The organism is Streptomyces sp. NPDC004031 (genome assembly GCF_053604375.1).
Genome location: NZ_JBSGHL010000019.1, coordinates 122,081 through 136,663, shown reverse-complemented (window position 1 = coordinate 136,663; position 14,583 = coordinate 122,081). Strand labels below are relative to the sequence as shown.

The following is a 14,583-nucleotide window of genomic DNA, read 5'->3' as shown; positions in this document are numbered from 1 at the left end:
CACCGAGTTGTGTCCGAAGACCGCCCCGGCCCGTCCGAGGGCGCCCACCGGCAGGCGCCCCGTCCTGAAGGGGGCGGCGCGCGGACCTCCGCGCGCCGCCCCGTGCGGCTCAGCCCGCCGCCTGCTCCTGCGCCGCCAGGTACTCCGCCATCCCGGCGCCGGTGAGCGGGTAGTAGTCGGACAGCCGCCCGCCCTCGTCGAGCCGGCGGCGCGCGAAGGCCTCGCGGTCCTGGTGGGCCAGCGAGTCCTCGCTCAGCGGGACGGCCTGGTCCTGGGGGACGACCACGGCGCCGTCCTCGTCGGCGACGATCAGATCCCCCGGCGTGACGAGGACGCCGCCGACGCCCACCGGCACGTTGAACGCCGACGGGAACAGCTCCGTCTGCGAGGCGTAGTGCGGGGTCACGCCCGTGCACCACACGGGCACGCCGAGCGCGCGGATGCGCGCCGCGTCCCGCACCCGGCCGTCGACGACGATGCCCGCGCCGCCGCGCAGCTTGAAGTAGCGCACCAGCATGTCGCCGAGGCAGCCGGTGAGGTGGCTGCCGAACGCGGACACGACCAGCACGTCACCGGGGCGGATGGACTCCAGCACGCCCCACAGCGCGGTCTTGCGCTCGGCGTCCTCCTGCGCGGCGCCGGAGAAGACGTCCTCGCGCTGCGGCAGGAACTGGAGCGTCACCGCGCCGCCGACGACCGAGACGTCCGGCTCGCGGTGCAGCGGCACGGGGCCGTCGATGAACGTCCGGGTGATGCCCGTCTGGTGCAGCTTGGCGCAGGCGGTCGCGGCGCTCACCCCCTGAAGCGCCGTCAGCATGCGCTCGGTCGGCCGGACGTAGGAAGCGGTGTGGACCGGCGCCCGCATCGACTCGTACGTGTGCATGTCCCCCGCCGCCGGCGCTCCCTGATCCCCTGTCGGGCTCATCCGCCACGCCTTTCCGCGCACACCTCGGCACGCAACCATCAGTGACATTATCGCCTATCGATGGTAGATAACAGCCGACCGGCAACAGCTGTCAACCACGGCAGGAGACTTCAGTGCCCACGGCGCCCACCGAACGCACGGAACCCACGGCACCCATCGAGTGGTTCAGGGCCGCACGCTTTGGGCTGTTCGTCCACTTCGGGCTCTACAGCCTCGCGGCGCGGCACGAGTGGGTGCGCAGCCGGGAGGCCATGTCCGCGCAGGACTACGACCGCTACCTGGAGCGCTTCGACCCCGACCTCTTCGACGCGCGGGAGCTCGCACGGGCCGCGCGCGCGGCCGGGATGCGCTACGCCGTCCTGACCACCAAGCACCACGACGGCTTCTGCCTCTTCGACTCCGCGCTCACCGACTACACCTCCGTCAAGGCCGCCGGACGCGACCTGGTGGCCGAATTCGCCGACGCCATGCGCGCGGAGGGCCTGCGGGTCGGCCTCTACTACTCACTGCTCGACTGGCACCACCCCGACTTCCCCGTCGACCGCCACCACCCGCTGCGCGGCACCGACGCCGAACGCGAACCCCGCGACCTGGCCCGCTACCGCGCCTACCTGCACGCGCAGGTAAGCGAACTGCTCACCGGCTACGGGCGGATCGACGACCTCTTCTTCGACTTCAGCTACCCCGGCATGGGCCCGGAGCAGTGGGGCGCCGACGAACTGCTGCGGACCGTGCGCGAACTGCAGCCGGACATCGTCGTCAACGACCGGCTCGGCGTCCCCGGCGACTACGTGACGCCCGAGCAGTACCAGCCGGACGAGCCGCTGGAGCGCGACGGCGTGCCGGTGATGTGGGAGGCCTGCCACACCCTCAACGGCTCCTGGGGCTACGACCGCGACAACCACGACTACAAGGACCCCGGCCTGCTGGTGCGGATGCTCGTCCAGTCGGTGGCCTGCGGCGGGAACATGCTGTTCAACGTCGGCCCGACCGGGCGCGGCGCGCTCGACCCACGGGCCCGCGGAACGCTCGCGGCGATCGGCGAGTGGACGGCGCCGCACGCCCGCTCCGTGCACGGCGCCGGGCCGAGCGCCCACCGCGCCCCCGCCAACGCCCTCTACACGCAGGCCGGAAACAGGCTCTACCTGCACCTGCTCGCCTGGCCGCTCAAGCACATCCACCTGCCCGGCCTCGCCGGGAAGGTGCGCTACGCGCAGTTCCTGCACGACGGATCCGAGATCCGCTTCCGGCAGCTCGACGGCACCCAGCACGAGCACAACAACCTCGCGCCCCCCGGCCGCAGCGCCGGCACCCTCACCCTGACGGTGCCGGTCGCCCGCCCCGACGTGCTGCTCCCGGTGATCGAGCTGTTCCTCGACGAGCCCGCGGGCGCATCCGCCGCCGAGCCCGCGGATGAGCCCGCGGGTGAGCCCGCCGGGGAGGCCTGACCGCCGTGGCCGGTCCGCTGACCGCGCGTCTGGCCCCCGCGCTGGACGCGCTCACGACGCTGCCGCCGGGCACCCGGCGCGGTGTCCCCGACGTCACCGCGCGGGACGTGTGGGACGCGGTGCCCGAGCCCATACGCACCGACGTCCTCGACCGCGCCGCCGCCGAACTCACCCGCCCCGCGCCCCCGCTGCTCGCATCCGACTGGGCCAGGACCTTCCGCGACGGCGAACGCGGCAGCCACGAGGGGCGGGTGCGCGCCCTGCGCGAGCGCGTCACGCTGCTGGTGCTGGCCGCCGTGCTCACCGGTGAGGTCGCCGCAGCGGACGAACCCGGCGGCTGCCCGCACCTGGACGCCGCCGCCGACGGGCTGGTCGCCCTCGCCGAGGCCAGCACCTGGTGCTGGGCCCCGCACGACCGCCACACCGCCGGGCGCGGCGAACTGCTGCCCGACCCGGACGACCCCTTCCTCGACCTGGGCGCCGCCGAGGCGGCCTCGCTCTTCGCATGGGCCGACCGCGCGCTCGGCCCGCACCTGGACGTACGGGTGCCGGGCCTGCGCCGCAGACTGCGCCGCGAGGTGGAGCTGCGGGTGCTCACCCCGTACGAGCGGGTCCGCGACTGGCACTGGATCGGCGCGGACGGCACCGCCAACAACTGGAACCCGTGGATCACCAGCGCCGTCGTCACCTGCGCACTGCTGCTGTGCGACGGCAGCGACGGGGAGGACCAGGGCGAGCGGCGGGCCCGGCTGGTCGTCCGGGCCGTGCGCGACCTCGACCACTACCTCGCCGTGCTGCCCGACGACGGCGGCATCGACGAGGGCATCGCCTACTGGTTCGCCGGGGCGGGCCGCGTGCTGGAGGTGCTGGACCTGCTCGCCGACGCCGGGGGCCCCGCGCTCGACGCCCGCGACCTGCCCGTGCTCGCCGAACTGCTGCGCTACCCGCAGCGCATGCACCTGGGCGGCGACACCTACGTCAACGTCGGTGACGCGCCCGCCCGGCTGGGCGGCGGGCGGCCCTGGCAGGTGGTCTTCCGCTGGGCCGGGCTGCTCGGGCAGCCCGAGACCGCCGCGCACGCGGTGGCCGCGGCCCGCGCGGCGGGCGGGATCGCGGACGCCGGGGGCCTCGGCCGCTCGCTGGCCGCGCTCGCGGACGGCGCGTGGTGCCGGGCCGTCACCGCGCCCCCGCCGTTTCCGTTGGAAACGCCGTGGCTGGCCCGGGAGAGCTGGCTGCCGCGGCTGCAGATCCTGGTGGCGCGCGAGGCGGCGGGCAGCGCGGCGGGTCTGACGCTCGCGGTGAAGGCCGGGCACAACGGCGAGCACCACAACCACCTGGACGTGGGCTCGTACTGGGTCGCGGTGGACGGCCGCCCGCTCGTCGTCGACGCCGGGCGGCCCGCGTACACCGCGCGGACCTTCGGCCCCGACCGGTACGCCGCCTGGCCCTTCCGCAGCGACTGGCACAACGTGCCCGAGCCCGGCGCCGGGCAGCAGCCGGGCGCCGCGCACGGGGCCCGCGCGGTGGAGGTGACGCTCGGCGGGCGGGTCGGCGCGCTGCGGGCCGACCTCGCGGGCGCCTACCCGCCGGGGGCGGTGGCCCGCTGGGAGCGGGAGGTGCGGCTGGAGCGCGCGGGCGGGGCGGGGGACGCGGCCGCGGTGGTCGTCGAGGACCACTGGGCGGGGCGGCGCGGCGGGCCGGTGCTGCTGCGTCATGTGCTGGCCGGGCACGTCACGTCCGGGCCGGGGTGGGCGGCCGTGACGGTGCCGGGCGGGGCGGGGCTGCGGGCGGAGTGGGACCCGCGGGCCGCGCGGGCGGTGGTCGAGGTGCGCGAGCTGGACGACGCGCTGCTGCGGGAGAGCTGGGGCGGGCGGCTGACCCGGCTGACGCTGGAGGCCGTGGAGCCCGCCGACTCCGGCCGCGTCGCGGTGCGTTGGACGCGCGCGCACTGAACGCAAGGGCTTGGCGCACGGCTCTTGAACATGCGCGGCGGCACACCTAGCATCATTAATCGATAGACGATAATTCTTGGAGGTGAACGGTACGTGACACCCGTGGGACAGCGCACCGTCACCCCGCGGCCCACCACGGCCCGGTTAACGCAGGCGGTCCTCCCCCCGTCGCGGTGACCCCGCACCACTCGCCACCGCCCCGCAGCAGCGCGGGGCGGTGGCTCCACGGGAGCCGTACAGCAAGCGGTTTCCACAGCTGGCTCGACCTTCGAGCACACCGAACCCATGCAGTCGGGTCGACCTCGGCCGTCTGTGTTCACGACTACGCAACGGAGCGTGTCCCGAATGAGAAAGACCTGGCGCCGCACCTGCGCTCTTGCCGCGGCCCCCCTGGTAATGGCAACGGCCGCGGCGTGCGGCGGCGACGACTCCGGGAGTTCCGCCGGGGGCGGCAGCACGACCCTGCGCGTCATCGTCAACATCACGCCGAACCTGACCGAGCAGTACTGGAACACCCTCTTCGACCGGTACGAGAAGGCCCACCCGGGTACGACGGTCAAGCTGGAGCTGACCGGCACGATCTCCGCGAACGCCAAGCTCACCCAGGACCTGGCCGCGGGCGACCCGCCGGACGTCGCGCAGCAGATCACCCCCACCGCGGACACCGTGGACCTCTTCACCGACCTCACCGACCAGGCGTGGACGGCCAAGACGCCGCTCGCCGACCAGTACGCGATCGACGGCAAGCGCTATCTGGTGGGTGTCGGCGAGCAGATCCAGTCGCTCGTCTTCTACGACAAGGCCGCCTTCACCAAGGCCGGGCTCGACGCCTCGACCATCACGACGATGGCGCAGTTCACCGACGCCATGGGCAAGCTCAAGGACGCGGGCTACACCCCGCTCCAGACGGCCGGCCAGTGGGTGACCGGCGGTCAGTTCTCGATGATGGCCGACGCCGGCGTGATGACCGCCGACCCGGACTGGACGGTCAAGCGCAAGGACGGCAAGGTCTCCTTCGCCGACAGCGGCTACGCGGCCTACCTGCAGCACTACAAGGACTGGATCGACAAGGGCTACCTGAAGAAGAGCGCGCTCGGCCTGACGTACGCGGACGGCCAGACGGACTTCCTCAACGGCAAGTCGGCGATGTACATCATGGGTTCCTTCTTCGTGCCCTCCGCCGACCAGGCCAAGAAGAGCGACGGCATCGGCGTCTTCTCGATGCCGACCGACGGCGCCTACCCGTCCGGCCAGTTCGGCAACATCGCCGACCCGTACGTCGTCGTCAACCGCTCCAAGCACAAGGCCGCGGCCATCGACTTCGTGAAGTGGCTGGTCACCGACCCCGAGGCGGTCAAGAGCCAGCTCGCCGCCGACGGCAACCTGCGGCAGGGCTTCAGCTACCCGATGTCGAGCCTGGGCACGCAGGTCCAGCAGATCCTCGACAAGGCCCCCTCGGTGATCGTCAAGGCCGGTCCGCGGCAGCCGATCGCCGGCTACAGCGACCAGCTCAACACGACGGTCCAGTCGCTGTACTCGGGCACGTCCGCCAAGAGCGCGGCGTCCGGATTGGACAAGTGGTGGAACTCGCAGAGCTGACACAGCAGGGGCCGCGCTCCGGCGCGGCCCCCGGCCCGGCGGCCCGGCCCGCGCCGAGCCGGCGGGCGATCCGGATCCGCGAGGCCGCGGTCTCGCTGGCCATGATGGGCCCGGCCCTGATCCTGTACACGGTGCTGACCGTCGTCCCCGTCGGCGTCGCCGTCTACCTGAGCCTCACGGACTGGAACGGCTTCTCGTCGGTCCACTTCATCGGCCTGGACAACTACCGGCACCTGTTCGACGACCCCAGCTCGACCGACTCGTGGTACGTGACGGCCCTCATCGCCGTCCTCGGCACGGTCTTCGAGGTCGGGCTCGGCCTGGTGTATGCGCTGATCCTCAAGGGGCGTTCGCGCGGCAACTCCTTCTTCCGGGCCGTCGCCTACTTCCCGCACGTCATCAGCGCGCTGGTGCTCGGCTACCTGTGGGCGGCGATCCTCGGCACCAACGGCGCGATCAACAACACCCTCGCGAAGTTCGGCGTCGAGCCGATCGGCTTCCTCTTCGACGAGAACATGGCGCTCTACTCGCTGATCGCCGTCATCGTGTGGGCCGGGTTCGGCTTCAACGTGGTGCTGTTCGTCGCCGCGCTGCAGACGGTGCCCGCCGAACTGCTGGAGGCCGCCGCGATCGACGGCGCCAGCAGGCGGCAGACCAACCTCAAGGTCGTCATCCCGATGATCGCGCCGGTGGTGACCATCGCGACGGTGCTGAACCTCGTCGGGCTGATCCGCGCCTACGACATCATCGTGAGCCTCACCGGCGGCGGTCCCGCCGGATCCACGCAGACCTTCTCGTACCTCATCCTGGCCCGCTCCTTCGAGGGCACCAAGGTCGGCTACGCCACCGCGCAGGCGGTGTTCCTGATGGTCGTGTCCGCCGTCCTGGCACTCGCGGTGACCGCACTGCGCAACCGCCAGGACCAAGCAGCGACGAGTTAGGAGGCGGTGATGGCCGTACTCGCGGCGGAGCCGCAGAAGAAGACCAGGAAACCGGCCGCCGGGAGCGGCGGCCCCGCGCCCGGGAAGCGGCGCGAGTCGGGCGGGCCGGTGCGCTGGCTGCTGCTCGGCGTGCTGTTCGTGGTGATGGTCGTACCGATGTACCTGCTGCTGGTCAACAGCTTCAAGTCGCAGGAGGACATCTCGAACAACCCGTTCTCGCTGGTGCCCGGCCGGCTGACGTTCGCGCACCTGTCGGCGGCGATCCACAGCCCGCAGTACAACGTCATCGGCGGCTACGGCTTCACGTTCTTCCTCGTCGTGGCCGTGGACGTGCTGTGCATCGCCTTCGCGGGACCGGCGGCGTACGTGATCGCGCGCGGCATGAAGCGGCGCAACCAGCTGGTGATGCTGTACTTCCTCGCGGGCACGTTCATCCCCGGCGCGGCGGTGATCATCCCGGTGATCTACGTGCTGCGCGACCTCGGGCTCGCGAACACCGTGACCGGCCTGGTCGCGCACGACGTGGCCTCGACCCTGCCGGTGAGCATCTTCCTGTTCGTCGGCTTCATCCGCACGATCCCGGTCGACATCGACCACGCGGCGACCATCGACGGAGCGGGCCGCTACCGCACGTTCTGGACGATCATCTTCCCGCTGATGCGCCCCGCGGTCGTGACCGTGCTGATCCTCAACTCGATCGGCATCTGGAACGACTTCATCAGCCCGCAGATCCTGCTCAGCCCGTCCTCCGGGCACTACACGGTGACGACGGCGATCTACGCCGGCATCAGCCAGTACTCCACCGACCTCACGAAGGTCTTCCCGAACCTGCTGCTGGCCGTGGCGCCGGTCGTCATCTTCTTCATCTACATGCAGCGCCACATCATCAGCGGTCTCACCGTCGGCGCGGTCAAGGGATGACCCCGCGCCGGCGGTTCTCATTTCCCCTGGTCAGGAAAGAGGGAACGTGAAAATGCCCCGCATGTCGAACAGACCGCAGGTGCGCAGGCCGAGGGGGCTGCTGACCGCGGCCACCGCCGCGGTCGCGGTCCTGTCCCTTGTCGCAGCCGCGCCCGCGAGCGCCGCGTGCGGCAAGAAGCACGGGCGCCAGGCGGAGGGCGCGACGACGTACTACGTGTCGCCCACCGGCGAGGACACCTTCGACGGTCTCAGCACCGGCAAGCCCTTCCAGCACATACAGAAGTGCGCGGACGTCATGGTCGCGGGCGACACCTGCGAGATCATGTCGGGCACCTACCCCGAGACGGTCGTCCCGGCCCACTCGGGCAGCTCGGGCCTGCCCATCACCTACCGGGCGGCCCCCGGGGCGCAGGTGACGGTCAGCGGGACCTCGCCCGTCACGGGCTGGTCGCAGGTGACGGGCGCGGACGTGACGGCGATCGGCGCGAGCGACCCGTACGCGCTGGACTCGCTCTTCAGCGACGCGGTGGCCGCCGGCCATGTGTGGAGCACCAGCGTGGACCTGGGCAGCGACCCGGGCACGGTGCAGGTCTTCACCGACAAGGCCATGGACATCGAGGCGCAGTGGCCCTACCCGGGCCTGGACCTGCTGAACCCGGCGATCGAGCACGCCGGTGCGGGCAGCGCCGACGCGGTGATCGCCGACGCCTCGCTGACCCGGCCCGCGGGCTACTGGGACGGCGCCCGCGCGCTGACCGGCTACTGGTACGTGTCGGCCACGACGACCGTCGCCTCCTCGGCGCCCGGCTCGGTGACGCTGGCGGTGGCCCCGCCGTGTGTGCACAAGGTCGTGCCCACCGACACCCGCTACGCCCTGTCCGGCAAGATCGGCGAACTCGCCAACCCCGGTGAGTGGTTCTACGACCCGGCCGCGCACAAGCTGTACGTCTACAGCACCGACAGCCCGGCGCAGCACACGGTCGAGGCCAAGCAGCGGCAGCTGGCGTTCGACCTGACGAACACCTCCTGGACCTCGGTCGTCGGGCTCGACCTCTTCGCCTCGACGATCACCATGGGCTCGTCCAGCACCCACAACACCCTGGACACGCTCACCGGCACCTACCTGTCGCACTACAGCGACATCACGCGCGGCGCCACCGACTGCGGCTCCAGCGTGACGCGCGGGGTCTCCGACACCGGCATCGTGGTCAACGGGACGTACAACACCGTTGTCAACAGCGACCTGTCGCTGAGCGCGGGCAACGGCATCGCGCTGGCCGGGCAGAACAACACGGCCACCGACAACATCATCCACGATGTGGATTACCTGGGCACGTACGCGGCGGGCATCGCCGTCATGGGCAACTCCCAGACGGTCATGAACAACACGATCTACCGCGTCGGCCGCAGCGGCATCAACCTCCAGTGGGGGACGACCACGGGCCTGACGGCGGGCCCGGACAAGATCGCGTACAACGACATCTCGCAGTACGCGCGCCTGAGCCTGGACACCGCGGGCATCTACACCTGCTGCAGCGCGGACATGATGGGCTCCTCCGTCGACCACAACCTGCTGCACGACGGCACGCCGACACCGGGGGTCACGCCCTTCGCGGTGGCGGGTGTCTACGCCGACAACGGGCAGAGCAACCTGGTCATCGCGAACAACGTGGGCTGGAACAACCTCCAGGGCACGGTCATGCTCAACGGCCTGGGGACGGGCTCGCACAACAACGGTGTCTACAACAACACCGGCGGGCTGACGCTCTTCTACGTCAAGGGCGCCGACCAGTCGACGGGCACGAAGATCTACAACAACATCGGCCAGATCGTGGGCGCGGACGGGGCCACCGACGGCGGCCTGGTGATGTCGAACAACCTGGACCCGGCTGCGGATCCGCTGTTCGTGGACGCCGCCCACCACGACTACCGGCTCACCGCCGCCTCGCCCGCCCGCAACGCGGCGATCCCGCTCGCGGGCGTCAACGACGGCTCGACGGACACGGTGCCGAGCCTGGGCGCCTACCAGTACGGGGCGCCGCAGTGGACGGCCGGCGCCCGCCGGTGATCCATGGGGGCTGAACCGCGTGTACCCGGGCCGGATCTCCGGCCCGGGTACACGGTGCGTGCGGCGCCCGCGTCAGCCGCGCTTGTTCTTCGCCGCGCGGGCGTCGGGCACCGGGCCGCGGCCCGCGGCGTGGTCGGCGAAGGCGTCGGCGGCCTGCTCGGCGTCACCGGAGCGCAGCAGGCTCACCAGGCGGCCGTGCTCGTCGGCCATGGCGTGCCAGTCGCCCTGGAAGAGCGGGTCGGAGATGGCCCGCAGGGTGCGCAGGGAGGGCTCGATGACCTCCCACATGCGCTCCAGGAACGGGTTGCCGGCGCTCTGGCTGATGAGCGTGTGGAATTCGATGTCGGCGTCCCGGAAGCGGCTGACGTCGTTGGTGGCGACGGCGTCGTGCATGTGCGCGACCAGGTGGTCGAGCATCTCCAGCTGCTCCTCGGTGATGTGCTCGGTGGCGAGCCGGGCGGCGAGCCGCTCCAGCGGTTCGCGGACCTGGCGGGCGTACTCGGCGTCCTGGGAGGAGATCTCGACGACGAAGTGGCCGCGCCGCGGGATGTGCATGAGCAGGCCCTCACGGGCGAGCTGCTTGACCGCTTCGCGCACGGGGGCCTGGCTGACGCCCAGTCGGCGGGCGATCTCCGACTCGACCACCCGGTCGTTGGGACCGAGCTCACCGTCGACGATCGATTGCCGGAGGAGCCCGTAGACCTGGTCCGAGATCAGGGTCTTGCGGAACCGGTCCTTGTTGGTGGCCAGCGTGGAGACGAACTCGGCCGACGGGTTGGTTGCCATGACTCCCAATCCTGCTGTGTGGGGTGGTTCCGCTCCATGGTACGCACTTTTATCGTCTATCGATAGCTGACCGACTCCTTTCGGACATCGCCGGCCCGCTCAGCGGCCCCGCAACCGGTAGACGCGCACGGCCGTCCCGGACGTGACCTGCCGCCGCTGCACCGCCGGGAGGTGGTCGGCCCCGCGGGCCGCGACCGTAAGCGAACGGGCGCGGGAGCCGCGCGGCAGGCAGATCGGCCAGTCCGAGCCGAGCAGGCAGCGGTCCGGCCCGAAGGCGTCCAGCACCTCCCGCACCAGCGCCGCGACCCGGTCGTCCGGGACGCCGTGCTGCTGGGTGAGCAGACCGGAGATTTTCATGTTCACGTTCGGCAGTGTGGCGGCAGATTCCATGTCGGCGCGCCAGTTCCCGAGGTTTTCCCCGAGGTTCGGCGGGTTGCCGAGGTGGTCGACGACGACGGTGAGACCGGGGTGGCGGGCGGCGGTGTCGGCCGCGGCCCGCAGGGCGCCACGGTACAGGTTGAGTTCGAGCGCGGTGCCGGTCCGCGCGAGGACGGGGATCAGCGCGCGGGCCGCCTCGGGGGTGTCCGCCCAGGTCGCGCCGCCCAGCCGCATGCCGTTGGGCGCGGTGTCGCCGAAGGCCTCCAGCAGCGCGGCGAAGGGGCCGGGGCCCGCGTCGCCGTGGACGTGGAGGTTGCCGACGTATCCGGCGACGACATCGGGTCTTTGCCGCCGCAGCTCACGCAGGGCCGCGGTCTCTCCCGCGTCGCCCCGGGAGGCCTCGACCAGGACGGTGCCGGTCACGCCCGTGCCCTCGCCCGCGGCCGCGAGGTCGTCGGCGGTGAAGGCGCGGTGGTGCGGGGAGTCCGGCCGTATCCAGGGGAAACCCGTACGCGGATCCCACAGGTGGGCATGGCAGTCGATCACGGCGGACTCCCCTTCTCCCGGCCGCCCCGCGCGCTTTCCGGGGTGCGGGCGGCTCTTGACACGGCTGTCGGCGCACTGAAGGCTAGCAATCGATTATCAATGGGCGATGAAGAAGGGTCGGGTGTGTTCCCGATGCTCGGGGTGGAACGAATCGACGACAGACCCGCGGCGGCGCTGACCGCCACCCGCCGCTTCACCGAGGCGCCGCGGTGGGCCGCGCTGGAGCGCGAGCTGTTCGCCCGCCAGGACGCGGCCTGGCGGACCTTCGCCGACCGCTACACCGAGGGCGACGGCCGCCTGGTCTTCCGCGACTCCCTCGGCCAGGGCCTGGACGACCGCGACGGCGTGGACGACTTCTACGAACCGTTCTTCAACTGGCCCACCCTCTACCTGCTCGGCGGCAGCACCGACCTGCTCGCCGCCGCCCGCCGCCACTGGCGCGGGGTGACCGCCCAGCTCACCGAGATGGACCTGGTCGTGGACGGCCTGGAGCGCGGCTACGACTGGTTCCACCAGGGCGAGGGCATGCTGCTCTTCTACGGCCTGTGCCTGGCCGACCCCGGCGACCCCGAACTACGGCGGCTCGCCGCCCGCTTCGCCGACGTCTACCTGCCCGGCGGCCCCAACTACGACCCCGCGCACCGCGTCCTCACCGCCCCCCACAACGGCTCGGGCGGCCCCCGCCCCGGCTTCAGCGACCACGACACGTACTTCCCGTGGAGCCTGGCCCTGCGCCCCTACGGCCTCCCGCTCGACTGGGGCACCGGCGTCAGCTCCTTCGACGAGCTGGCCGCCGACCCGGCGAAGGCACGGGCCTACGGCCAGGTCATGTGGCAGCGGATGGGCCGCGGCGACACCCTGGTCAACCTCGCCTCCACCACGCTGGCCACCAACGCGTGGCTGCTGGGCGGCGAGCAGCGGTACGCCGACTGGGTCGCGGAGTACACCGGCGCCTGGCAGGAGCGGCTCGCGGGCCGCGAGGTGCTGCCCGACAACGCCGGGCTCGGCGGCGGGGTCGGCGAGTACCTGGAGGGGCGCTGGTACGGCGGCCACTACGGCTGGTCCTGGCCGCACGGGCTGTCGTCGGTGGCGTCGGCCGCGCTCGTCGGCGCCGTCAACGCGAGCCTGGTGACCGGCGACCGGGGCTTCCTGGACCTGGCCCGCAACCCGCTGGACGCCGTCCTCGCGCACGCCGAGCAGCGCACCGCCGACGAGATGGGCACCCTCGGCAAGCGGTGGCGCCCGCACCTGGCCACGATCCCGGGGCAGCGCACGCTCATGGTGCCGCAGCGGCACAACGACTCCGGCTGGTTCGACTTCACCGTCATGCCGACGCAACTGCCCCTGTCCCTGTGGCACTTCAGCCGGGAGGCGGCCGACGCCGAGCGCGTCGAGCGGCTGCGCGCGGGATCGCGCTGGGACTGGACGGACGTGCACACCCAGCGCACCAAGGACGAGTGCGGCCACGAGGAGCCCTGGCACGAGTTCCTGCACGGCCGCAACGACGGTTTCCCCGAGCGCATGCTCACCAGCGCGCTGGACGTCTGCGCCGAGCGCCTCGCGGCGATCGAGGCCGACGACACCGACCCGGCCACCGGCCCCGACGCGCTCGGCATCCACCACTGGCAGAACCTCAACCCGGTCGTCACCGAGGCGCTGCTCCAGCTCACCACCGGCTCCCCGCAGGTCCTCTACAACGGCGGCCTGGCGCAGCTGCACGTCCGCTACCACGACGCCGAGGCGCGGCGGCCCGGACTGCCCGCGGACGTCGCGGCGCTGGTCAGCGACATCCGCCCCGAGCACACGGTGGTGGAGCTGGTGAACCTCGGCGGCGAACCGCGCACGGTCGTCGTCCAGGCGGGCTCGTTCGCCGAGCACGTCCTGCACACCGTCAGCGCCGACGACGGCGCCCCGCGGCCGGTCGAGGGCCGCTGGTGCACGGTCGCCCTGCCCGGCGGCACGCGCGTGCGGCTGACCCTGACGATGACGCTGCGCGGCGCCGAACCCGCCCGCACCACCCCCTGGGAGGCCGCCCGATGACCCTCGCCCTGCACGGCCGGACCCCGTCCCGGCTGTCCTTCGACCTGCCCCCGGTGGGGCTCGGCACCGCGCCGCTCGGCGGGCTCTTCACCGAGGTCACCGAGCAGGACGCGGCTGCGACGCTGCGGGCCGCGGCCCGCGAGGGCGTCCGCTACTTCGACACCGCGCCGCGCTACGGCCACGGCCAGGCCGAGGAGCGGCTCGGCCGCCTGCTGGAACCCGCCGGGGTGGCCGACGCGGTGATCTCGACGAAGACCGGGTGGCTGCTGCGCCCCCGGGCGGACGGCTCCGGCACCGACGTCGTCACCGACTGGACCGAGCGCGGCATCCGCGCGTCGCTGGAATCCAGCCTGGAGCGGCTCGGCCGCTCGTCCGTCGACATCCTCTACCTGCACGACGCCGACGAGTACGCCGAGGAGGTGCGGGCCACGGCCTACGACGCGGTGCGGCGGCTGCGGGACGAGGGCCTGGTCAAGGCGATCGGCTTCGGCATGAACCACAGCGCGCCGCTGGCCGCGTACGTAGCGGCGTACGAGGTGGATGTCGTGCTGATCGCGGGCCGCTTCTCGCTGCTGGACCACGACGCGATGGCGACGCTGCTGCCGCTGTGCGCGGAGCGCGGCACGGCCGTGGTGGTGGGCGGGGTCTTCAACACCGGGCTGCTGGCCGACCCGTCGGACGGCGCGATGTTCCACTACCGCCCCGTCCCGGCGGGGGAGCTGGCGCGGGCCCGGCGCTGCCAGGAGCTGTGCGCGCAGTACGAGGTGCCGCTCACGGCGGCGGCGGCGCAGTTCCCGTTCCTGCACCCGGCCGTCACGTCCGTGGTGCTCGGCTGCCGGTCGGCGCAGGAGGTGACGGCGAACGCGGAGGCGCTGCGCCGCCCGGTCCCGGCCGAGCTGTGGCGGCGGCTCGCGGCGGAGGGCTTCGTTCCGGAGGAGCTGCTGGGGGCGGTCGGCTGAGCCGGCCCCCGGGATGCGCT

General features: G+C 72.3%; 11 protein-coding genes. 8 read left to right on the top strand and 3 right to left on the bottom strand.

The features are described from left to right. Positions 1-109: 109 nt before the first annotated feature. Positions 110-883, bottom strand: coding sequence for an RraA family protein (locus ACWERV_RS15185; RefSeq protein WP_452932973.1), 774 nt, complete (start codon positions 881-883; stop codon positions 110-112). A 155-nt stretch (positions 884-1,038) separates the two neighbouring features. On the opposite strand from ACWERV_RS15185, the gene ACWERV_RS15180 reads away from it, so the two are divergent. The 6 genes from ACWERV_RS15180 to ACWERV_RS15155 all read left to right on the top strand — a co-directional run bounded on the left by ACWERV_RS15180 (position 1,039) and on the right by ACWERV_RS15155 (position 9,854). Then, positions 1,039-2,373 (top strand): alpha-L-fucosidase, encoded by a 1,335-nt coding sequence (locus tag ACWERV_RS15180; RefSeq protein ID WP_452932972.1) that lies wholly within the window; start codon positions 1,039-1,041, stop codon positions 2,371-2,373. Between the two features lie 5 nt (positions 2,374-2,378). Then, positions 2,379-4,325, top strand: coding sequence for a heparinase (locus ACWERV_RS15175; protein ID WP_452932970.1), 1,947 nt, complete (start codon positions 2,379-2,381; stop codon positions 4,323-4,325). 345 nt (positions 4,326-4,670) lie between these two features. After that, a complete protein-coding gene (locus tag ACWERV_RS15170) occupies positions 4,671-5,924 on the top strand; it encodes an ABC transporter substrate-binding protein (protein WP_452932987.1) in 1,254 nt (417 codons plus the stop codon). Next, positions 5,903-6,865 (top strand): carbohydrate ABC transporter permease, encoded by a 963-nt coding sequence (locus ACWERV_RS15165; RefSeq protein WP_452932968.1) that lies wholly within the window; start codon positions 5,903-5,905, stop codon positions 6,863-6,865. Before ACWERV_RS15170 ends, ACWERV_RS15165 begins: the two co-directional genes overlap by 22 nt. A gap of 9 nt (positions 6,866-6,874) precedes the next feature. Further along, entirely contained in the window at positions 6,875-7,786 is a 912-nt protein-coding gene (locus ACWERV_RS15160; RefSeq protein WP_398174065.1) for a carbohydrate ABC transporter permease, read from the top strand. Between the two features lie 61 nt (positions 7,787-7,847). After that, positions 7,848-9,854, top strand: coding sequence for a right-handed parallel beta-helix repeat-containing protein (locus ACWERV_RS15155; RefSeq protein ID WP_452932966.1), 2,007 nt, complete (start codon positions 7,848-7,850; stop codon positions 9,852-9,854). A gap of 72 nt (positions 9,855-9,926) precedes the next feature. Here ACWERV_RS15155 and ACWERV_RS15150 read toward each other — a convergent pair whose 3' ends face one another. Beyond that, entirely contained in the window at positions 9,927-10,640 is a 714-nt protein-coding gene (locus ACWERV_RS15150; RefSeq protein WP_398174071.1) for a GntR family transcriptional regulator, read from the bottom strand. Between the two features lie 99 nt (positions 10,641-10,739). Then, positions 10,740-11,564, bottom strand: a complete 825-nt coding sequence (locus tag ACWERV_RS15145; protein WP_452932965.1) for an amidohydrolase family protein — start codon at positions 11,562-11,564, stop codon at positions 10,740-10,742. Positions 11,565-11,705: 141 nt separating this feature from the next. Between ACWERV_RS15145 and ACWERV_RS15140 the strand changes: the two genes are divergently transcribed. Next, positions 11,706-13,604 carry a hypothetical protein gene (locus ACWERV_RS15140; protein WP_452932963.1) on the top strand — a complete coding sequence of 633 codons (1,899 nt, stop codon included), beginning with the start codon at positions 11,706-11,708 and terminating at the stop codon, positions 13,602-13,604. Next, complete coding sequence (locus tag ACWERV_RS15135) at positions 13,601-14,563, top strand: aldo/keto reductase (protein WP_452932961.1); 963 nt, start codon at positions 13,601-13,603, stop codon at positions 14,561-14,563. The genes ACWERV_RS15140 and ACWERV_RS15135 overlap by 4 nt, the downstream gene beginning before the upstream one ends. The last annotated feature ends 20 nt before the right edge of the window (positions 14,564-14,583 follow it).